Source organism: Mesorhizobium sp. M0227 (assembly GCF_040321855.1).
Classification (GTDB): Bacteria; Pseudomonadota; Alphaproteobacteria; order Rhizobiales; family Rhizobiaceae; genus Mesorhizobium.
In genome coordinates this window covers 271,863-291,492 of record NZ_JAMYSJ010000004.1, presented here as the reverse complement: position 1 = coordinate 291,492, position 19,630 = coordinate 271,863, and the positions used below count along the sequence as shown (strand labels likewise).

The 19,630-nt window shown below is 61.5% G+C and carries 24 protein-coding genes and 3 tRNA genes; 12 read left to right on the top strand and 15 right to left on the bottom strand.

All coding sequences use genetic code 11. The features are described 5' to 3' along the window. On the bottom strand, window positions 1-91 hold a 91-nt coding region (locus tag NKJ00_RS08865; RefSeq protein WP_032908143.1), incomplete at its 3' end, for a GTP-binding protein. A gap of 312 nt (window positions 92-403) precedes the next feature. Here NKJ00_RS08865 and NKJ00_RS08860 point away from each other — a divergent pair. Both NKJ00_RS08860 and NKJ00_RS08855 read left to right on the top strand, forming a co-directional pair. Beyond that, entirely contained in the window at window positions 404-1,291 is an 888-nt protein-coding gene (locus NKJ00_RS08860) for a DMT family transporter (protein WP_352556237.1), read from the top strand. Between the two features lie 176 nt (window positions 1,292-1,467). Then, a complete protein-coding gene (locus tag NKJ00_RS08855; protein WP_164778452.1) occupies window positions 1,468-1,605 on the top strand; it encodes a hypothetical protein in 138 nt (45 codons plus the stop codon). Window positions 1,606-1,680: 75 nt separating this feature from the next. On the opposite strand, the gene NKJ00_RS08850 is transcribed toward NKJ00_RS08855, so the two are convergent. The 3 genes from NKJ00_RS08850 to NKJ00_RS08840 form a co-directional block, all read right to left on the bottom strand. Further along, window positions 1,681-1,938 carry a GlsB/YeaQ/YmgE family stress response membrane protein gene (locus NKJ00_RS08850; RefSeq protein ID WP_023812088.1) on the bottom strand — a complete coding sequence of 86 codons (258 nt, stop codon included), beginning with the start codon at window positions 1,936-1,938 and terminating at the stop codon, window positions 1,681-1,683. 446 nt (window positions 1,939-2,384) lie between these two features. Further along, window positions 2,385-2,458 (bottom strand) — tRNA-Gly (locus tag NKJ00_RS08845). An 89-nt stretch (window positions 2,459-2,547) separates the two neighbouring features. Then, a tRNA-Tyr gene (locus tag NKJ00_RS08840) sits at window positions 2,548-2,632 on the bottom strand. A gap of 198 nt (window positions 2,633-2,830) precedes the next feature. Here NKJ00_RS08840 and rlmB point away from each other — a divergent pair. Then, entirely contained in the window at window positions 2,831-3,679 is an 849-nt protein-coding gene (rlmB, locus tag NKJ00_RS08835) for a 23S rRNA (guanosine(2251)-2'-O)-methyltransferase RlmB (protein ID WP_352629476.1), read from the top strand. Window positions 3,680-3,888: 209 nt separating this feature from the next. Here rlmB and NKJ00_RS08830 read toward each other — a convergent pair whose 3' ends face one another. From NKJ00_RS08830 to gcl, 3 genes are read right to left on the bottom strand one after another with little or no spacing between them, the layout of a single operon-like run. Next, window positions 3,889-4,803: a 2-hydroxy-3-oxopropionate reductase gene (locus NKJ00_RS08830; RefSeq protein ID WP_352629474.1), complete on the bottom strand. Its 915-nt coding sequence runs from the start codon at window positions 4,801-4,803 to the stop codon at window positions 3,889-3,891. Between the two features lie 42 nt (window positions 4,804-4,845). Then, window positions 4,846-5,643, bottom strand: coding sequence for a hydroxypyruvate isomerase (hyi, locus tag NKJ00_RS08825; protein ID WP_352629471.1), 798 nt, complete (start codon window positions 5,641-5,643; stop codon window positions 4,846-4,848). Between the two features lie 10 nt (window positions 5,644-5,653). Continuing rightward, a complete protein-coding gene (gene gcl, locus NKJ00_RS08820; protein ID WP_352629468.1) occupies window positions 5,654-7,435 on the bottom strand; it encodes a glyoxylate carboligase in 1,782 nt (593 codons plus the stop codon). Between the two features lie 214 nt (window positions 7,436-7,649). Between gcl and bhcR the strand changes: the two genes are divergently transcribed. Beyond that, window positions 7,650-8,471: an HTH-type transcriptional regulator BhcR gene (gene bhcR, locus NKJ00_RS08815; protein WP_127295745.1), complete on the top strand. Its 822-nt coding sequence runs from the start codon at window positions 7,650-7,652 to the stop codon at window positions 8,469-8,471. Window positions 8,472-8,549: 78 nt separating this feature from the next. On the opposite strand, the gene NKJ00_RS08810 is transcribed toward bhcR, so the two are convergent. The 3 genes from NKJ00_RS08810 to NKJ00_RS08800 form a co-directional block, all read right to left on the bottom strand. After that, window positions 8,550-8,855, bottom strand: a complete 306-nt coding sequence (locus NKJ00_RS08810) for a BA14K family protein (RefSeq protein ID WP_352609700.1) — start codon at window positions 8,853-8,855, stop codon at window positions 8,550-8,552. Window positions 8,856-9,301: 446 nt separating this feature from the next. After that, entirely contained in the window at window positions 9,302-9,517 is a 216-nt protein-coding gene (locus NKJ00_RS08805) for a hypothetical protein (RefSeq protein ID WP_023812096.1), read from the bottom strand. A 253-nt stretch (window positions 9,518-9,770) separates the two neighbouring features. Then, a complete protein-coding gene (locus NKJ00_RS08800) occupies window positions 9,771-9,938 on the bottom strand; it encodes a hypothetical protein (protein WP_352629464.1) in 168 nt (55 codons plus the stop codon). A 155-nt stretch (window positions 9,939-10,093) separates the two neighbouring features. Here NKJ00_RS08800 and NKJ00_RS08795 point away from each other — a divergent pair. Next, window positions 10,094-10,169 (top strand) — tRNA-Thr (locus tag NKJ00_RS08795). 158 nt (window positions 10,170-10,327) lie between these two features. Here NKJ00_RS08795 and NKJ00_RS08790 read toward each other — a convergent pair. Beyond that, window positions 10,328-10,567, bottom strand: a complete 240-nt coding sequence (locus NKJ00_RS08790) for a hypothetical protein (RefSeq protein WP_127291337.1) — start codon at window positions 10,565-10,567, stop codon at window positions 10,328-10,330. A gap of 549 nt (window positions 10,568-11,116) precedes the next feature. Here NKJ00_RS08790 and NKJ00_RS08785 point away from each other — a divergent pair. Continuing rightward, window positions 11,117-11,539, top strand: coding sequence for a DUF983 domain-containing protein (locus tag NKJ00_RS08785; protein ID WP_127291340.1), 423 nt, complete (start codon window positions 11,117-11,119; stop codon window positions 11,537-11,539). A 32-nt stretch (window positions 11,540-11,571) separates the two neighbouring features. On the opposite strand, the gene NKJ00_RS08780 is transcribed toward NKJ00_RS08785, so the two are convergent. Then, window positions 11,572-11,715 carry a DUF1515 family protein gene (locus tag NKJ00_RS08780; protein WP_352556259.1) on the bottom strand — a complete coding sequence of 48 codons (144 nt, stop codon included), beginning with the start codon at window positions 11,713-11,715 and terminating at the stop codon, window positions 11,572-11,574. 224 nt (window positions 11,716-11,939) lie between these two features. Here NKJ00_RS08780 and NKJ00_RS08775 point away from each other — a divergent pair, with 224 nt between their 5' ends. Continuing rightward, window positions 11,940-12,323, top strand: coding sequence for a hypothetical protein (locus tag NKJ00_RS08775; RefSeq protein WP_128305851.1), 384 nt, complete (start codon window positions 11,940-11,942; stop codon window positions 12,321-12,323). Window positions 12,324-12,862: 539 nt separating this feature from the next. On the opposite strand, the gene NKJ00_RS08770 is transcribed toward NKJ00_RS08775, so the two are convergent. Beyond that, the gene (locus NKJ00_RS08770) at window positions 12,863-13,138 is read right to left on the bottom strand and encodes a DUF2569 family protein (protein WP_352629462.1); all 276 of its coding nucleotides are present in this window, start codon (window positions 13,136-13,138) and stop codon (window positions 12,863-12,865) included. Window positions 13,139-13,551: 413 nt separating this feature from the next. Further along, on the bottom strand, window positions 13,552-14,166 hold the full coding sequence (locus tag NKJ00_RS08765) for a TetR/AcrR family transcriptional regulator (RefSeq protein ID WP_352629460.1): 615 nt from the start codon (window positions 14,164-14,166) through the stop codon (window positions 13,552-13,554). A gap of 91 nt (window positions 14,167-14,257) precedes the next feature. Here NKJ00_RS08765 and NKJ00_RS08760 point away from each other — a divergent pair, with 91 nt between their 5' ends. From NKJ00_RS08760 to NKJ00_RS08740, 5 genes are read left to right on the top strand one after another with little or no spacing between them, the layout of a single operon-like run. Then, window positions 14,258-15,349 carry a polyamine ABC transporter substrate-binding protein gene (locus NKJ00_RS08760; protein ID WP_352629458.1) on the top strand — a complete coding sequence of 364 codons (1,092 nt, stop codon included), beginning with the start codon at window positions 14,258-14,260 and terminating at the stop codon, window positions 15,347-15,349. Between the two features lie 13 nt (window positions 15,350-15,362). Further along, window positions 15,363-16,217: an ABC transporter permease gene (locus NKJ00_RS08755; RefSeq protein WP_128305855.1), complete on the top strand. Its 855-nt coding sequence runs from the start codon at window positions 15,363-15,365 to the stop codon at window positions 16,215-16,217. Between the two features lies 1 nt (window position 16,218). Further along, entirely contained in the window at window positions 16,219-17,001 is a 783-nt protein-coding gene (locus tag NKJ00_RS08750) for an ABC transporter permease (protein ID WP_352629456.1), read from the top strand. Continuing rightward, window positions 16,998-18,062, top strand: coding sequence for an ABC transporter ATP-binding protein (locus NKJ00_RS08745; protein ID WP_352439946.1), 1,065 nt, complete (start codon window positions 16,998-17,000; stop codon window positions 18,060-18,062). Before NKJ00_RS08750 ends, NKJ00_RS08745 begins: the two co-directional genes overlap by 4 nt. Before the next feature lies 1 nt (window position 18,063). After that, window positions 18,064-18,822 carry an MBL fold metallo-hydrolase gene (locus tag NKJ00_RS08740; protein WP_352629453.1) on the top strand — a complete coding sequence of 253 codons (759 nt, stop codon included), beginning with the start codon at window positions 18,064-18,066 and terminating at the stop codon, window positions 18,820-18,822. A 6-nt stretch (window positions 18,823-18,828) separates the two neighbouring features. On the opposite strand, the gene NKJ00_RS08735 is transcribed toward NKJ00_RS08740, so the two are convergent. After that, the gene (locus NKJ00_RS08735) at window positions 18,829-19,530 is read right to left on the bottom strand and encodes a TetR/AcrR family transcriptional regulator (RefSeq protein ID WP_127260211.1); all 702 of its coding nucleotides are present in this window, start codon (window positions 19,528-19,530) and stop codon (window positions 18,829-18,831) included. Between the last annotated feature and the right edge of the window lie 100 nt (window positions 19,531-19,630).

Here is a 19,630-nt window from a genome sequence, read left to right as displayed (position 1 = left end):
CCGCCGTCAGCGACGTCTTGCCATGGTCGACGTGGCCAATCGTGCCGATGTTCACGTGAGGCTTGTTACGCTCGAATTTACCTTTTGCCATTGTCTCTTTCCTTGGACGGCCCGGATCTTCAGTTCGGTCGAAGACCTTCAGTTCAGTCGAATGCGGGGCGATTAGCGACAAAGGCCAAAAAACACAAGCGTCTTTTGGCCGGGTGCCGTCTCACTCAGTCCGAACCATCGATCCGATTGCGGGGATATGACGCTGATATAGGAAGGCTCTGGGCAAAATGAAGGGGTAGCGGGCCGACCGATCGAGGCCGCGAAAGCGCTGGCTTGCTTGCCCGGCCCTGTCTGAATCATGGCCAGGCCATGGACCATTGCCGCCACCACCCGCCTCTGATCTTGTGGCCGGATGCATTTCATCCCTGCCTCGATCCGCGGCCCGCTGTTCATGATCGTCTCGACGGGATCGTATCTCGTCAACGACACGATGATGAAGCTCGCGACGGCTGGCCTGCCGTCCTATGAAGTGCTGTTTCTGCGGGGTGCCGCGGCAGCCCTCTGGGGCTTCCCGCTTTTGTTCGCGCTGGGCTACGGCAAGCAGATCCCGCTGATCTTCGACAAGCGCGTACTGAGCCGGAACGTGCTCGAGCTGGCGGCGATCCTTTGCTATGTCGTCGCGCTCGCCAACATGCAGATCGCCGATTCCACCGCGCTCGGCCAGATCACGCCGCTCTTGATGCTGGTCGGCTCCTCGATCCTGTTTGGCGAACGGATCGGCGGCCGGCGCATGGCGCTGATCGGGCTCGGCTTCGTCGGAGCGCTGATGGTGGCGCAGCCGAGCATGCAAGGCATTTCGGTCTACGCCTTGCTGGCGCTCGGCAATGCCACATTTGCGGCAGCGCGCGACCTTGCCGGTCGGCGGGTCGCGGCCGAGGTGCCGGGGATGATCGTGGCGATTTCCGCGGTCGTGGTGGTGCTGATCGGCGCCGGCGCCGCGCATCTGGTTTCCGAGCGCTGGGTCATGCCCGGGGCACATCACCTGCTGCTGATGGCGGGTGCTGGATTTTTCCTGATCTTCGGCCATTTCTTCATCTTCATGGCCTATCGCGTCGGACCGACCAGCGCCGTGGCACCGTTCTATTATTGCTTCACCGTCTGGGCGGTGATTTCGGGCCTGCTGGTGTTCGGGCAATTCCCAAACACACTGGCGATCTGTGGCATCCTGCTGGTGGTCGGCAGCGGGCTGACCATCGTGTCGCTGGATCAGCGTCAGCGCCGGCTGGCCGTCGTCGCCTGATGCATGTCGCCCAAAAGTGCCCCGGATTTGGGAGAACGACATGCATAAACAAAGACCTGGAGCCTCCGCATCCACGCATGCGCGGATGAGCAGTTGCCGCGCCGAAAAAGATCGTCTAGTCGGCGAAGCATAGTTCGATCGACGACGAGATGATCAATCAGCCAAGGGAGTTCCCCGTGACCGATTTTGACCAGAACAAGAGCTCCGACGCCGAGCACAAGGCCGCTATCCGCAAGTCGCTTGTCGGCTGGGCGGTGTTCATCGCCGGAACGCTGATCTTTTTCGTCGCCGCCGATGCAGTGTTGATGCCATAGACGAGCCGCTGCACGTACAGGCCTGAAGCCGGTCTTGCCTTCGGAAACTCGAAACCTCAGACGATCCGCAGGTGCCTAAAGCGTCCGCCTTGCGCTGAACTGATGGTAGGCCCACAGCACGACCACCGCCCCAACCACCGCGACGATCAGGCTGGAGATGTTGAGACCGGTGACACCCACGCCAAAGATCTGGCTGCAGATCACGCCGCCGACAATAGCGCCGACGATGCCGAGGACGATATCCATGATCAGGCCCTGGCCGGTCTTGTTGACGATCTTGCTGCCCAGGAAGCCGGCAATGGCGCCCAGAATGATCCAGCTGATGATACCCATTTTTTCCTCTCCATCCCCTCGCCAGCCGACATTTTCATAGGATTGTCAAAACCTCAAGCCAGCTTGAAATTCCGCCCGAATGCTTCATTGTTGATGAGGGGTCGGGCCTTGGTCGGCCGAAGAGACGTTTCAGGAGGGGCACATGAATGCCTTACTATGGAAAGGCTATTTGCGGCTCATGTCTGCATACGGCAACCGCTTGAGAAGGCTCCTGTCGAAGCGATGGAACGGTCCACACGGCTTTGCGGGCACTTGGAGCTTCTACAGCAGGCCTCTTGACAGGGATGAGGGTATGGGAAGGCAAGGGTTCAAATCACTCGCCACAGCCCGATAAAAATGAGTTTTTTCAGATTCCCTGTAGGTCTCTGGTTCAACAAACGTTGGCGCCAAAAAGTGACGCGGCTCATTTCCAGTTTGGTGATTTATAGGATTTTCAGGTAGTTATCTGGAGCGGGTAGCGGGAATCGAACCCGCATATTCAGCTTGGAAGGCTGCTGCTCTACCACTGAGCTATACCCGCGCCGTTCCTGAAGTACCGGATTCATCCGAAAAGCGCCATGCACTTTTCGGTCCGATTCTTGTCACGTTTCAGGGCTTCCGGGCCGGCAGTGGTGGAGAGGGTTGGATTCGAACCAACGTAAGCTAAGCTAACGGATTTACAGTCCGTCCCCTTTAACCACTCGGGCACCTCTCCAGTCTGCCGCCGGAGCCATGCAACGAGGCATTCACGCCGATCCGGACCCGAGTTATGTGTTCTCCGAAACCAGCGCAGCGCCTTATGGCGGCAAGCCCATTGGGTGTCAACCGCGCAACCATGGTTTTTCGTTTCTGTTCGCCGGCTGTGGCGGCGGGCCATATCCTTGGCCGGAGGACACCGCTATAGAAGCCAGCCATGAGCGATAAAACCAACACCCCCAAAGACACCCATTACGCCAAGCTGCGCCGCGCCTATCGCGACGAGAAAAGCGGCGGCGCGCCGGCGTTCCGGCCTCGACAGCCGGTTCCGCCGGGCGAAAATGCCGGGGATGGCCTTGTGCGGCTCTACGGCCTGCACACGGTGCGCGCCGCACTCGACAATCCGCGCCGCAAGATCAGAAGGATGCTGGTGACGCGCAATGCGGCCGAGCGACTGGAAATCGCCGATCTCGCCGCCCTGCCCTTCAAGACGGAACTGGTCGAACCCAGGGACATCGACAAGATCACTGGGTCGGACGCCGTGCATCAGGGTGTGCTGATCGAGGCCGAGCCGCTGAAAGCCAAGCGGCTCGATGCGCTTGGCGACGCGAAGCTGGTGCTGGTGCTCGACCAGATCACCGACCCGCACAATGTCGGCGCCATCCTGCGCTCGGCGGTCGCCTTCGGCGCCGGCGCGCTGATCACCACGGCCCGCCACAGCCCGCAGGAATCGGGCGTGCTGGCGAAATCCGCCTCCGGCGCGCTGGAGCACATCGACCAGATCGAGGTGAAGAACCTCGCCGACGCGCTCGGCCAGCTGCACGAGGCGGGCTTCCGCACCATCGGGCTTGATTCGGACGCGCCGGCCGAGCTCGAAAAGAGCTTTGCCGGGGAAAAGATCGCTCTGGTGCTGGGCGCCGAAGGCAAGGGCCTGCGCCAGAAGACCCGCGAGACGGTGACGACGCTGGCTCGGCTCGACATGCCCGGCGCCATCCATTCGCTCAACGTGTCTAATGCCGCGGCGATCAGCCTTTACGTGGCGCGGACATTTTTGAAGCGCGGCTAGAGCAATTCTAGGAAAAGTGTGAAGCGGTTTTCCTTCCAGAATTGCGTCAAGACAAAGAGTTAGAGCATTTCGCCATTTCCGTGAAACGGTGGAATGCTCTAAGCCAAAAATATCTCGAAACGAGAAACGGGTCCCGACAGACGCCGGAACCCGTTCTTCGACGGGCCAGGAGTTTGCGGCTTGGGAACGTTGCGCCGCCCTCTCCTGACCTATGCCGCTTTGCCCCTGGCGTCGGCCTCGCTGCCGACCTCGAAATTGGCCATCCGCTCCAGCGCCCTGACCAGCGCCGAATGATCCTCCTTGGCGCCGCCATTGGCCGCGCAGGAATTGAACAGCTGCTGAGTCGTCGAGGTGTTGGGCAAGAAAACGCCGAGCGCCTTCGCGCCCTCCAGCGCGAGGTTCAGATCCTTCTGGTGCAGTTCGATGCGGAAACCAGGCGCGAAGGTGCGCTTGACCATGCGCTCGCCATGCACTTCCAGAATGCGCGAAGCCGCCAGCCCGCCCATCAGCGCCTGCCTGACCTTGGCCGGATCGGCGCCGGCTTTCGATGCAAAAACAAGCGCTTCGGCGACGGCTTCAATGGTCAGCGCAACGACGATCTGGTTGGCCACCTTGGTGGTCTGGCCGACGCCATTCGGTCCGACCAGGGTGATGTTCTTGCCCATCTTCTCGAAGATGGGTTTTGCGCGCTCGAAGGGTTTTTCCTCGCCACCGACCATGATGGTGAGCGACGCCGCCTTGGCGCCGACCTCGCCGCCCGAGACTGGTGCGTCGAGATAGTCGCAGCCGAGATCGTTGATCTTCTTTGCGAACATTTTGGTCTCGATCGGTGAGATCGAGCTCATATCGACGACCAGCTTGCCCTTCGACAGGCCGGACGCGACGCCATTGTCGCCGAACAGCACATCGGCCACCTGTGGCGTGTCGGGCACCATGGTGATGATGATGTCGGCAGCCTTGGCCACGGCGGCGTGGCCAGTGACTGACTTCAGCCCCTTGGCGACGAGATCGGCCGAGGGTTTCGATCGATGGTCGCTGGCGATGACCTGATAGCCCGCGTCCAGCAGATGCCCTGCCATCGGTGCGCCCATGATGCCAAGGCCGATGAAGCCGATGGTTTCCATTGTGGTTCTCCAAATGACTGTGTGAAACGCCCCCTCTAGTGCTTACGCCGCAGCACTTCCCTGCCCGGCCAACTCCCGAAGCCACCCCAAGCCAGCCTCCGTCCCGGCCTTCGGCTTGTACTCAGCCCCGACCCATCCGGCATAACCGATGCGGTCGATATGCCCGTAGAGGAAGGGAAAATTGATCTCGCCCGTCCCCGGCTCATGACGGCCGGGATTGTCCGCAAGCTGGATATGCGCGATGCGGTCGAGATTTGCCTCGATGGTACGGGCGAGATCCCCCTCCATGATCTGCATGTGATAGATGTCGTATTGCAGGAACAGGTTTTTCGAGCCGACGCGGTCAATAAGCGCCAGCGCCTGATCGGAATAGTTGAGGAAGAAGCCCGGAATATCGCGCGTGTTGATCGGCTCGATCAGCAGCCTGATGCCGGCCTGCTCCAGCTTTTCCGCCGCGAAGGCGAGGTTTTCGGCAAAGACATCCTCCAGCACCTTGCGGTCGGCGCCGGCCGGCGCGATGCCGGCCAGGCAATTGACCTGCTGGCAGCCGAGCGCCTGCGCATAGGTGATCGCCTTGGCGATGCCCTGGCGGAATTCCGGCACACGGTCCGGCAGCACCGCAATGCCGCGTTCGCCCTTGCCCCAGTCGCCTGCCGGAAGGTTGAACAGCACCTGGGTGAGGCCGTTCTTCTTCAGCCGGGCCGCGACGACATCGGGCGCATGGTCGTAGGGGCCGATATATTCGACGCCCTTGAAGCCGGCGCGAGCGGCGGCATCGAAACGGTCAAGGAACTCATGCTCGCCAAAGAGCATCGAAAGATTGGCTGAAAACCGTGGCATTCTTTTTCTCCTAATCCAACATCACGATCGCTGTCGGCGCATCTTCCTGATGTTCGGCAAGCTCCTCGAATTCGGTGATCTTGTCGATCTCGGTACCCATGGAGATGTTGGTGACGCGTTCGAGGATGAATTCGAGCACGACCGGAACCCGGTGCTCCTTCATCAGCCGCTGGGCCTCCTTGAAGGCACCGGCGAACTCCTCGGGCTTGCGCACCCTGACCGCCTTGCAGCCCATGGCCTCGGCGACGGCAACGTGGTCGACGCCGTAGCCGGCCTCGGGATCGCCTGCCCGGTTGATGTTCTCGAAGGCAAGATCGACCTCGAAGTCCATCGAAAACCCACGCTGCGCCTGGCGGATCAGGCCGAGATAGGCGTTGTTCACGACGACATGGAGATAGGGCAATTTGTGCTGTGCGCCGACCGCCAGTTCCTCGATCATGAACTGGAAATCATAGTCGCCCGACAGCGCTACGATGGTGCGATCGGGATCGGCGGCGCGAACGCCAAGGGCTGCCGGCAAGGTCCAGCCGAGCGGGCCAGCCTGGCCGCAATTGATCCAGTTGCGCGGCTTGTAGACATGCAGGAACTGCGCGCCGGCGATCTGCGACAGGCCGATCGTGGTGACATAGGTGACGTCGCGGCCGAACGCCTTGTTCATCTCCTCATAGACACGCTGCGGCTTCAGCGGCACCTGGTCGAAATGCGTCTTGCGCTTCATCGTCTTCTTGCGGGCCCGGCATTCCTTAGCCCAGCCGGACCAGTCGCGCAGCTTGCCCGCCGTCTTCCATTCGGTGGCGACGTCAAGCAGCATCTTCAGTGCGGCACCGGCATCCGAAACGACGCCGAGATCCGGCGCGAAGACACGGCCGATCTGCGTCGGCTCGATGTCGACATGGATGAATTTTTTGCCCTTGGTGTAGACATCGACGGAGCCGGTGTGGCGGTTGGCCCAGCGGTTGCCGATGCCGAAGACGAAGTCGGCTTCCAGCATCGTCGCATTGCCATAGCGGTGCGAGGTCTGCAGTCCGCACATGCCGGCCATCAGCCGGTGATCGTCGGGGATCGCTCCCCAGCCCATCAAGGTCGGGATGACCGGCACGCCTGAAATCTCGGCGAATTCGATGAGCAGATCGGACGCATCGGCGTTTATGATACCGCCGCCGGCGACGATCAGCGGCTTTTCGGCGGCGTTGAGCATCGTCAACGCCTTTTCGGCCTGGGCGCGCGTCATGGCCGGCTTGAACGGCGTCAACGGCTCATAGGCGTCGATGTCGAATTCGATTTCGGCGAGTTGCACGTCGACCGGCAGGTCGATCAGCACCGGGCCGGGACGTGACGAGCGCATCAGGTGAAACGCCTTCTGCAGCGCCATCGGGACGAGGTAGGGTTCCATGACGGTGACTGCCCATTTGGCGACCGGCGCGGCAATGGCTGATATGTCGACGGCCTGGAAATCCTCCTTGTTCAGCCGCGCCCGCGGCGCCTGACCAGTGATGCACAGGATCGGAATGGAATCCGCGGCGGCCGAATAGAGCCCGGTGATCATGTCGGTGCCGGCTGGACCCGACGTGCCGATGCACAGGCCGATATTGCCCGCCTTGGCGCGGGTGAAACCTTCCGCCATGTGCGAGGCGCCCTCGACGTGACGGGCAAGCACATGGCGGATCGTGCCCCTCGCCTTCATTGCCGAATAGAACGGATTGATCGCCGCGCCCGGCACGCCGAAAGCGCAGGAAATGCCTTCCTTTTCGAGAACGAGAACCGCGGCATCGACAGCGCGCATCCTGGCCATTTTCCAGCCCTCCACGGGTTTGTCATTGTTGGATTGGCCAAGGATGTCAGCACGCCGGTTATTTTTCAATTTTTTCAGAATATTTTTTCATTTCTAGATAACGGCGTCATTTTCTTGATTTTATTTGATTTTCTGTTTTCCAGGAATCCGACCCGCGAACGTAGTGAAAAACTTTTTCATTGTGCATTTGGCGAAACCGGCCGAGATTGACTGCATGGAAACCACCGAAAAACGCCAGCGCGGACGGCCGCGCGCTTTCAACGGGCCATCAGAGGCCAGCTCGGTGCAGTCGCTCGACCGGGCGCTGCGCATCTTGGCCATTGTCGCGGAAGGCAGCGGCCTGTCGCTGAGCGAGATCTCTGCGCAGAGCGGCCTTGCCGCCTCCACCGCCTACCGCATGCTGACGACGCTGCAAAACCACGGCATGGTCGAATTCGACACATCAGACCAGCTCTGGTCGATCGGCGTCGAGACCTACCGCATGGGCGCGGCCTTCCTGCGCCGCCGCAAGCTGGTCGACCGCGCCCGTGTCGTCATGCAGGAGCTGATGGAAAGAACCGGCGAGACCGCCAATCTCGGCGTCGCCGAGGACGATTGCGTGGTCTTCGTCAGCCAGGTCGAGACGCACCAGGCGATCCGCGCCTTCTTCCGGCCGGGCACGCGCAGCCCCTTCCATGCGTCCGGCATCGGCAAGGCGGTGCTGGCGCATCTCGAGCCGGAGCGCGTCGGAACCATCCTGCGCAAGGCAGGCCTGCAGCGCTTCACCGACAGGACGTTGTCCGACATTTCGGCGCTTGCCCACGATCTGGCGCGGATCAAGCTGCGCGGCTGGTCGGTCGACGACGAGGAGCGGCATCCCGGCATGCGCTGCGTGGCAGCCGCCATCTTCAACGAATTCGGCGAGCCGATTGGCGGCGTTTCGGTGTCGGGGCCAACGGTGCGGGTGACGCCGGAGCGGTTGGCCGAGATCGGCCCGCTGGTGCGCGATGCCGCGGCCGAGGTGACCCGGATGATCGGCGGCATCAGGGCGACCTGACGGTCCGATCGTTTCAAGCACAGCGAAAGAGGGGCTGCGGGGCGCCCCTCTTCTGGCTGATTGAAACGCCTCCTCCTCTCAAAGACGGCAGTAGTGGCGATAGCCGTCGTGGCCGAGATAGGTGTCGGAGTCCGCATCATAGCTCTGGTAGCGGTCATAGCAGCGGCGGACGTGCCACGAGCCGCCGCCTTCGTCGACATAGACGGTACGCGGCTGGGCGAGCAGGCTGCCGAGGACGAAGCCGCCGACGCCGGCGGCAATGCCGATGCCGATTTCGCGGTTGTGGTGATGGCTGTGGGCGGCCGAGGGCTGGACGGTGCCGGCCAGCGTGGCGGCGGCGACGGCGGTGGCGATAAGGCCGGAAACGAGTGTGTTCTTGAACATGACGATCTCCTTGCTTCGTTGACCGAGGCGATCCATCCGCCTCTTGATCATCTGTCGTCGCGGCCAGGAAAAAGGTTCGAATCTTTTTTCGATTTTTCTGGAACGGGGAAATCGGATCGACCGAGGTCATGCTGACGGCGACCTTGCGAGAGCTTGGCGAAGAAGTTGATGCGGCTGATCTCCTCCCTTGCGGGGGAGATGCCCGGCAGGGCAGAGGGGGGTGCTGTCCCGCCAGCTTGTCAACCAATCAGGGCGAGGCAACCGCACGGACAAATAGAGAAAGTTCATGGGGAAGCCGGTGATCCTTCACACCCCCCTCTGTCCCTGCCGGACATCTCCCCCGCAAAGGGGGAGATCGGCAGCTTTGCCGTCCCCACTTCACAAAGTGATCGCCCAACGCAAAAAGGGCGGCCGAAGCCGCCCTTTTGGGAAATTGGGTCCCTCCATCAAAGGAAAATGATCACCCTGCCATGCCTGTGGTGATGGTTGTGGTGATGGTTGTAGTGCTTCCACCAGTACTTCTTGAAGTGCTTCTTGTGATGGTTGTAGTTGTGGTGATGGCCGTGCATGCCGTGGGCTGACGACGTGCCGACAGTGCCGGCGAGCGCGCCGGTGGCGACGAAGATGGCGACGAGGCCTGAGGTAAGAGTGCGCTTGAACATGATGATCTCCTGGATCTTTTGATCGAGGCGACCCATTCGCCCCTGAGCATCAGTCGGCGCGACGCGGCAAAAGGTTCGAAAGGTTTTGCAGATTTTTTGTGGAGCGGCGGCCGGGGACGAGGGAATAGGTCCTGGGAATTAGGGATTGGGGAAACGCAGACTACGGGTTGCGACTCCCCTACTGCCTACTGCCTACTGCCTACTGCCTACTCCCTACTCCCTACTCCCTACTCCCTACTCACTCTCTTCACCCTCATCCCATGCCGGTGACGTGACGCAGCCAAAACGCCAGCGCGATGAAACCGACGATGGTGGTCACGCCGGTCCAGTCGACATTGGCCTTCTTCACATCGCTGATGATCTTCACCAGCAGCATCCAGGCCACGAAGATGATTGGGAGAATGATGACAAATCTGATCATGCGACACCCCAGCTCGAAGCGATTGCACCTTGCCCACATGTAGGAAGCAATCCGGCGCTTTTCAGGATGCCCCTCGCCGACGGCCTATGCCGCATGCCGAGAAAAACGGAGTTTTGTCTTTACTGGCGCAACAAATATGCTAACCGGAGCGCCGTGCCCTTGTAGCTCAGCTGGTAGAGCAGCGGTTTTGTAAACCGAAGGTCGGCGGTTCGATTCCGTCCGGGGGCACCAGCCTGCCAAGCCATAACCATTAGCATTACCTGATGTTCCATCAAGTAGGCCCGGACCACTTGGGTGAGTACCGATGCGGGTCCGACCAAGGTTGCTTTTCTTCGATCAGCAGCGCGGGGCGCGCTGCCGCTAAGAACCCCTAAATCATCGGGCAGCCCTCATGTCCCTTCATTGGTAAGCGGTCTCGGCCGCACAATGTTCAAATCAAACTTGGTTGGCAGGTCGGGTCCCGTATTGTGAATGGCGGTGGTCGTCATTCGATGGACGGGCGGGATGATTACCATCCGGACGTTTCGTTCAGGCCAGAGCGGCTTTCCGAAGATCAGGAACGCGACTGCTATCAGGACGGCGACCAAACCCGCTGCAAATGCGTTCGCAATGATCTGGCCAAGCTGCATGCGCTCTCCGTGAATGATTACCCGCCACGCCAAGCGAGCCGTGGCGGGTAATCAACGAACCGGCGATGAAGGGACGATGATCGACGGCCACGTTCCAAATGTCGAAAAGGCTGTGTTGTTTCAGGGGTCAGACCTTTGCGCCTCGGCATCGGGCTTTAGTCGGACCCAAACAAGGCCTTGGCGGTTGCGTCATTGGCAGAGGGTTGGCGTAGCAGCGTCGACGCGAAGGCCCGTCACTGATCAGCAATGACGGGCCCTGCCTCGAGACCACTTGGCCGGGGGGCTAAGCCAAGCTAACAACCAAACTTCATTTTCAGAACCAGGTTCCCTTGACCAAAAATCGGAGTTTCAGTGGGGCCGCCCCCACTTCCGGGCAGAGGCGGACCGGCCGGGGCTTGGGTGCCTCGACCGGCAGCGGGCACGCTGCCGCTTTTTCCAACCCGCATTGGCAGTTCGTCGAGCTCCCGCCTCCTGTCCTGGATGACATCGCGCTAAGGGCGCCCATCCACAGCGGACCGGAACTATGCCGAGTCTGCCGCGTTGCCGGTCATGACTGACTACAACGAAACCACAAACCCGATCCTGACCGGTTTCAAGGGCCAGTGCCCACGGTGTCAGCAGGGACACCTGTTCGCAGGTTACCTGAAGCTTGCTCCACGTTGTGATGTCTGTGGGCTCGATTTTTCCTTTGCCGACCCGGCTGATGGGCCTGCATTTTTCTCAATGTCGATAGTTGCATTCCCGGCCCTTGCCTTTGCTCTTTGGCTTCAGTTGCGGTTCGAGCCACCTTTCTGGATACACATTCTCACAAGCCTGCCCCTGACCATCGGGGCATGCATATTGTTGCTTCGACCCCTTAAAGGCTGGCTCGTGTGTTCTCAATATTTCCACAAGGCAGCAGAAGGTTCGATTGACCGAGATTGGCATGCCGCTGAGGCCGACCGCCAAAGGTTGGAGCCGCACGGTAAATAGATGAGGCATTGGCCCCTGCCGCGTGATATCAATCACCCGCCCCGCAGCACGCGCCAGATATCCGCCCAATAGGCTGTGACAAGCGAGGCCGGCGCCGCCGCAGCCATGCCAGTGACGCCCAAGGCCCCCAGGCCCATCAACTTCCAACGGGTGACCTCGGCAGTTACCGGCTTCACGCCCGTAATATCCCGTTGAGCTTGGTAACAGCGGATTCCATGAGCGAGCGCGAATGCACGTCTTGTTTGAACAGCTTACTCACGCCCGAATGCTCGTTAGAGACGCCGCCGCGATCCGCGCCCATCTGCGCGCGGCCCTTGCGTATCAAACCGTACGTTGAATCCTTCTTGGGTCACGCGTGAGAAGAGAGTAAATAAATCCCTTCGCAGCAAGGGAGGCCGCGATGGTTGAAACGCATATGGAAGTCGCACGCGCGGCTATCGAAACCAGCTTTCGGTTGCGGCACCATTCCCTGGCCGGAACTGCCTCGTTTCGCCGTGATATGGATCACTCCCGGCGCGCAATCGAGGCCTCGCGCGAACTGCTCAAGCGCCTCCGCCAACGTCACCGCGATGACATGGCCCAGGGGTGGGAAGATCCGGGCCCGACTCCTGCTTCCGTCTCCGCCTTCGATGCTGATATTCTTCGCTCTGCATTTCGAGCCCTGGTCAGGGATATGAGCGTGCCTGAATGTCAATGGCGCGATTTGGCTGAGAGCTTGGTCCGCGAATATGTCGGGTGCGAGCAGATCGACGTTGGCCTGTTGGATTGGATCACCCACAAGTAGTCACCAACGCAAAACAGCCCGTCCCGCCCACATTGCCGGTGACACGAAACGGGCTGCGGAAGCCGGCATGCGGTGCTTCCTGCAATCCAACTTTGTGCGCGCACGGTTGTTCCGTCAGCTTCTGCTGACAAGCGGGTACATTCTGCTGCCGTGGCCATTCGACAGTCGCTGGTAGAGTAGACCCGCCGCTCCATTTGCGAAGCGACGGGCTCTCGCCCACCCCATACCTGTCACAGCAATTTAGATGCCAGACTTTTTGACCCGTTATGGGGCACAGCCGTCGCCTTTCCAGTCGGTTCTACCCCGCCGTAGGAGGCACCGGCCCAGTAATGTTCCACCGGATGAACTCGACTTCCTTCCCGGTGACTTCCCGCACCGCGTTTAACAGCACCTCATGCAGGACGCGCGTCTGCCTGAATCCGATTCTGCCTGCCGATCACCGCGCGCAGTTCGGGTTCTCCCCCCTCGCGCTTCACGGATTCGATAAACATCAGTTCGCCGAGCCCGTGATGCTCCAAATATTCCAAGTTTGCTGTCTTTTATGACACGCTCGCGACCTGGGTGGATGCCCCAACCCCGGTGAACGTGTTCCGGACCCTGACGGACTTGTAGACGTAGGCGACCCAGAGCCCTGTCAGCACAAACGAGACTATGGGGGCCACCAGCGCGTCGCCTGCGAGCACCAGGCTCACCGGAACGCCCAGAACTGACGCAACCCAGATCGTGTCCAGGATGAAAACGACAGGAATCGCCAGCCACTGGAGCAGAAACAATTGCGGAAAGCGGCGGCTTCGCCGCAACATCGAAACGAGCACGACCAGCTGAAGCGCCAGAAATGCCAGATTGAGGGCAACCTCGCCATACCGCCAGGGGTCCGTTCGGGAGGGTCATGAGTTGCTGGTAGCCGTCGGCCGAATTGGCGAAGTCGGCGAGTGTGCGCAGCGGTGACAATGTCTGACCGATAGCCAGCAGCATCAGCCAGCCGCCGAAGCCCACAAGAGCCTCAGGGTTCTGTGATGGCTTCGCGGCCGATCGAACCGCAAAGAAAACAGGCACGCCGATCAACAGCAGCAGTATCGCCCAATGCCAGATGGAAAACGCCCCCATTTACCCCTCCCGTTTTTGCTCCTATAAGTTGTATCAGGTTTTAAATTCAACTCAAGAGCCGACCTGCATCTGAAACCGGTCTTATGCGGAAGCAACGCTTGCTCCTGCCCTTTCCTGCCACTCACACCGCAATCGCCGCCACCAGAATCCTGTTCTGCCTCCGTACCGCCGCCCGCAATTCCGCAATCCTCGCCGCATCGCGCTTCACGAATTCGATGAACATCATGTTCATGTTGTTGAAGATCAGTTCGCCGAGCGCTGCCCCGTCGATGTCCTGCCGCACAAGGCCGAGCGCTTGCAGGCGGACGATCAGGGCGCGGATCTGTTCGGTTAGAGCACGGTCGAGCGCGGTGTAGGCTTGGCCGAAGGGGCTATCGGGCAGTTGCGTTGAGATCGCCATCGCCTGCCGCCACATCTCCTTGCTGAGATAGTGCAGCGAATGCTCGATATAGATGCCGATCAGCGTGTCCAGCGCGTCGCCGACATTGGCCGGCGGCCGGGCGACGACGCCCTGACCGGCATTCAGCACCTCGTTGACCTCCAGCGAGACGATGGCGCCGAGGATGTCGCCCTTGTTTTCATAGTAATTGTAGATGGTGCCGACCGAGACCTCGGCCTGGGCGGCGATCGCCTCGATCTTGGCGCCTTCGTAGCCGGCCTCGCGAAACAGTTCCGCCGCCGCCTCGATGATGCGCCTGTGCCGGTCCGCCTTTTGCCTTGCCCGCAATCCGCTCATATCAGCCTCTTGCCATAAAAACAGAATTGACTCAATTTTAGAATTGGTTCAATTTTTTGCAAGAAGCCACAAAGGCAAGGGAGAACACTCGATGTCCGCTAAACCTACATCCAGGAATCCGCTTTCCATCCTGAAGAGCCATCTGCATGCAGCGTGCGCCGCCACGACGCTGCTGCTCGGAGCCGGCAGCGCCGCCCGGGCCGCCGACCTCAACGCGCTGATCTGGTGCGATCATGCCGATCCGGCATTGCTGCAGCCGTTCGAGGAGGCCAATGGCGTCAAGGTCAACGTCAAGGAATTCGAGGGCACCGGCGCCGGGTTGGCCATCGTCGAACAGTCGCAGCCGGGCGACTGGGACGTGATGGTGATCGACAGCATCGACATACCGCGCGGCGTCGAAAAGGGCCTGTTCGAGCCGCTGCCGGAAGACAAGCTGCCACTGGCCGATCTGTTCCCGCAGGTGAAGATGGACGGCTCCACCGTCGTCGGCGGCAAACGCTACGGCATTACCGAGAAATTCGGCTACAACACGATCGGCTACAACAAGACCAAGGTCGACCCGGCCGACATGCAGTCGATGGCCGCGCTGACCGGCGACAAGTACAAGGGCAAGGTCGCCATCTACGACTACTATCTGCCGGTCATCGGCATGGCCGCGCTGGCCATCGGCAAGAAGACGGCCGATCTCACCGAAGCCGACCTGCCCGCCCTCAAGGACGAGCTTTTGAAGATGAAGGCGAACGCCAAGCTGGTCGGCGAAGTGACCGCCAGCCAGACGGCGCTGGCGACCGGCGAGGTCGACATTCTGGTCGGCGGTGGCGAATGGGTGACGGCGGGCCTGGCCAAGGAGAACCCCGCGCTGGACTTCTCCATCCCCAAGGAGGGTGCGGTGCTGTGGTCGCAGTCGCTGGCCATGTTCAAGGATTCCAAGAACAAGGACATGGCGCTGAAGTTCATCCAGTACATTATGAGCCCGGAGGGCCAGGCGCGGCTTGCCACCTCGTCCTGCTATTGGGGCATGCCGGCGAACACCAAGGCAGCGCTCACCGACGACCAGAAGAAGGTCCTGCGTTTCGACGAGCAGCCGGGCTTCCTGGCGCGCGCCCAGGCCTATCCGGCGCCGAGTGCCGATCTCGACAAGAAGATGCAGGACATGTGGACCGAAATGCTGCAGGCGAAATGAGCCGATACCGCTCATGAGCAGCTCGGCAAATAACCCCCTGCCCCGGGCGGCCCTGCCCTGGGCGCTGGTCACGCCGGCGCTCGGCTGGACGCTGCTGTTCTTCGTGCTGCCCTTCATCGCCATGGGGTTTTCCAGCCTGACGGCGCATGAGGGCGGCGGTTTCACGGCGTCCAACTACAGCCAGTTCTTCACCAATCCGTCCTACTGGCAGGCGATGGTGAACTCGCTGCAGGTCACCGCCATCGTCACCGTGATCTCCGTGCTGCTCGCCTATCCCTTTGCCTGGATTCTCGCCGAACAGGTGCCGGAACGCTGGCAGCGGCTGGCGCTGATGCTGGCGGTGCTGCCGTTCTGGACCTCCTATGTCGTGCGCTCCTACTCCTGGCTGCTGGTGCTGGCGCAGAATGGCGTGCTCAACCGGGCGCTCACCGGCTCCGGCCTGTTCAGCGAGCCGCTGCAACTCGCCAACACTCGTTTCGCCACCGTCACCGGCTTCGTGCATTTCTTCGTCATGCTGTTGACGCTGACGATCTTCGCCAATCTCAAGCAACTCAGCCCGAGCTACCGCAAGGCAGCCGCCGATCTCGGCGCCGGGCCGGTGCGCACCTTCCTGCATGTCGTGCTGCCGCTGACCTTGCCCGGCATCATGGTCGGCGCCTTCCTCACCTTCGTGCTGTGCATCGGCGACTACATCACGCCGCAGATCCTGGGTGGCAACAACGAGCTGCTGATGCCGCAGCTGGTGATGATGCAGATCGGCCGGCGCGGCGACTTTCCGCTGGCCTCGGCGCTGTCGATCATCCTGATGGCGGTGGTCACCATTGCCTACCTCGCCTGCGCCCGCTGGCTGAAGATCGAGCGGGCCTGAGATGCGCAGGATTGTCCGCATCGCCTCCTGGCTCTACGCCGTCCTGATCTACGGCTTCATCTTCCTGCCGGTGATCGTGCTGGTGCTGTTTTCACTGCAGGTGACGTCGTTTCCGATCCCGCCCTTCACCGGCCCATCGCTGCGCTGGTACGACGCGGTGCTCTCCGACGTCAGGCTGACCTCGGCGCTGGTCAATTCGCTGCTGGTGGCGTCCATCTCGTCGCTCGCCGCCGCCACGCTCGGTTTCCTATCCGCCTGGGGCTTTGCCCGTTTCGTCCTGCCGGGCTCCGGCCTGCTGCGCGGGCTGATCACGCTGCCGCTGACGGTCAGCTATCTCATCATCGGCATGGGGCTGCTGGTGCTGTTCAACTGGGCCGGCTTGCCGAAATCGCTGCTTGCGGCAGGGATCGGCCATGTCGTGATCAACCTGCCGCTGTGCTTTGCCATCATCTACAGCCAGATGGGCGGCCACCAGATCAACATCGAACGCGCCGCGCGCGACCTCGGCGCGCCGGAATGGAAGGTGCTGCTGTTGATCACCGTGCCGGTCATGGCGCCGGCCATCTTCGCCGGCTTCTTCCTGTCGATGACCTTCTCCTGGGACGAGTTCGTGATCTCCTTCCTGCTCACCCGCTTCGACACCACACTGCCGGTCGAAATCTGGAACCTGCTGCGTTCCGGCCTCAACCCGAAGACCAACGCCGTCGGCTCGCTGGTTTTCGCCGTTTCCATCGTGCTGGTCGTGCTGTTCGAATTGACATTGCTGCGCAGGAGAAAGGCATGACTGCGCCTTTGGTCGATATTCGCTCCGTCTCGCATCGCTTCGGCCAGCATACGGTGCTGAAGGACGTTTCGCTGCAGATCGAGCCCGGCAGCTACACGATCCTGCTCGGGCCCTCGGGCTCCGGCAAGACGACGCTACTGTCCATTCTGGGCGGCTTCGTCACGCCCAGCGAAGGCAAGGTGTTCATCCGTGGCGAGGACTGCACGTCCGTGCCGCCGGCCAAGCGCCCGACGACGACGGTGTTCCAGGACTATGCGCTGTTCCCGCATATGAGTGTCGGCAGCAATGTCGGCTTCGGCCTGCGCATGCAGGGGGTCGATGGCGCGACGCGGGCGGCAAAGGCGCGCGCGGCGCTGGCCCTGGTTGGTCTCGCCGCTGCTTTCGACAAGAAACCGCACCAGCTTTCCGGCGGCCAGCGGCAGCGCGTAGCTCTGGCGCGGGCGCTGGTGATCGAGCCGGCGGTGCTTCTGCTCGACGAGCCGCTCGGCGCGCTCGACCTCAAATTGCGCCGGCAGATGCAGGACGAGTTGAAAGCAATCCAGAAGCGCGTCGGCACCGCCTTCATCCACGTCACCCACGACCAGGAAGAAGCGATGGCGCTGGCCGACCATTGCGTGGTGATGAATGACGGGCGCATCGAGGACGAAGGCCCGCCCGAGCGCGTCTACGCACGGCCGGCGACACGCTTTTCGGCGACCTTCATGGGCGAAAGCACGATCCTTGCCGGCACGGTCACGGAGGCCGGGGACCGGACAGGCACTGTCGCGACGCCGGTCGGGCCGGTCTCGGTACCCGGCGCCTTGCCGGTGGGCTCTGGCGTTGTGCTGGCCATACGACCGGAGCATCTTGTGCTCGGCACGGCTGCAGGCAGCGTCAAACTCGGTACTGCCAGAGTGAGCGACATCGTTTTCCAGGGCAGCTTCAAACGCGTGCTCGCCGTCTCCGTCGAAGACCCCTCGCTTCACTTCATCGCCAGGCTGCCCGCGATAGCTACCGTCCGGCCGGGCGACACGGTTGCCGTTTCGTGCGATACCGACCAGATCATTCTGCTGACGGATTGAAATGGGCACGCTCGCGGTCATCGAGGCACCAGACTGGTACGAGACCATCCGCATGAGCGATGGCGTGACCTTGATCCACGAGCCATGGATAAAGCCGTTCTTCCGCTGCAACATGTGGCATGTGCGCGGCCGCGACCGCGATCTCCTCTTCGACACTGGGCTCGGCCATTTCAGCCTTCGGCGTCATGTGCCGCTGGTCAGCGAGCGCAAGCTGATTTGCGTCGCCAGCCATACGCATTTCGACCATATCGGCTGCCATCACGAATTTCCGGACCGCTGCGTACACGCCGCCGAGGCCGACATCCTCGCCGATCCGCGCAACGAATGGACGGCAGCCGGCACCTATGCGACCGACGAGATGTTCGATCGCATGCCGCAAGGCTGGGACACGGCGCGCTACGGCATTTTACCCGCACCCGCCGGCCGTCTGCTCGACCATGGCGATATCGTCGATCTCGGCGACCGGGCCTTCGAGGTGATCCACACGCCCGGCCATTCACCCGGCGGCATCGCGCTTTACGAAAACAGGACGGGCATCCTGTTATCCGGCGACATCATCTATGACGGCCCGCTGATCGACGACGTCTACCACTCGGTTGTCGGTGACTATGTCGCCACGCTGCTGTGTATGCGCGACCTCGATGTCTCGGTGGTGCATGGCGGCCATTTCCCCAGCTTCGGCAAGGTGCGCTACCGCCAGCTTGTCGACGAGTATCTGGAACAGAAGCGGCAGGCAGGCTGCCATCTGCGGCAGCCCTGAAAGCGGTTAGCGCATCAGTTCGAAATGCCGCGGAAACGCCTGATGCAGCAGGAGCAGCATGGTCTTGCGCAGCACGTTGGTGTCACGGCTGGACGGATTGAGATGATCCCAATACCAGGCGCCATGAACCAGATAATTCAGGCTCTCCGACAGCGTGTCGATGTCGACGCCGGTATAACCGCCGCTGCGCGAAATCTCGATCAGCAGCTCGCGCGCCTCGGCGGTGTAGGCGAGATCGCTCGGAAGGCCGATCTCGTTGTAGATCTGCATGCTCTTGCGGTCGCTGGAGAACACGACAAAGACCGAAACCCATTTCGGGTGCTGGCGGGCGAAACGTTGCGCGCAATCGACCGCGCCCAGGGCCCGCTCAACCGGAGACAGGCCGGGCGCCCGCACCAACGTCACCCACAGCTCGTCATAGCGATCGCTGAGATACTGCAGGACGGCGCGAAACAGGTTCTCCTTGCTGCGAAAATGGAAGACGACCAGGGCATTGGACGAGCCGACATGTTCGGCGATGCGCTGCATGGTGACGCTTGCCAGCCCCTCCTCCGCGATGAGCTCGATGGTGGCGTCGATGATCCGCTGCACGCTGGCTTCGCCGCGTTCGCGCCGACGGTCCTTGGGCGGCGCGGCATCGTTTGCCGCACTTCCATTCTTCGCCATTGCGCCTTTGCGTTTTGCCGCCGCGGCCTTTTGTTGCGCCATCTTCGTCCAGCTCCTTTCGGACCTTCTGGCGGCGATCACCGGCGCCGCCACGGATCCGTCTATTCGAGATGTCCGGCGCCGGCTCACCACAACCGAGACC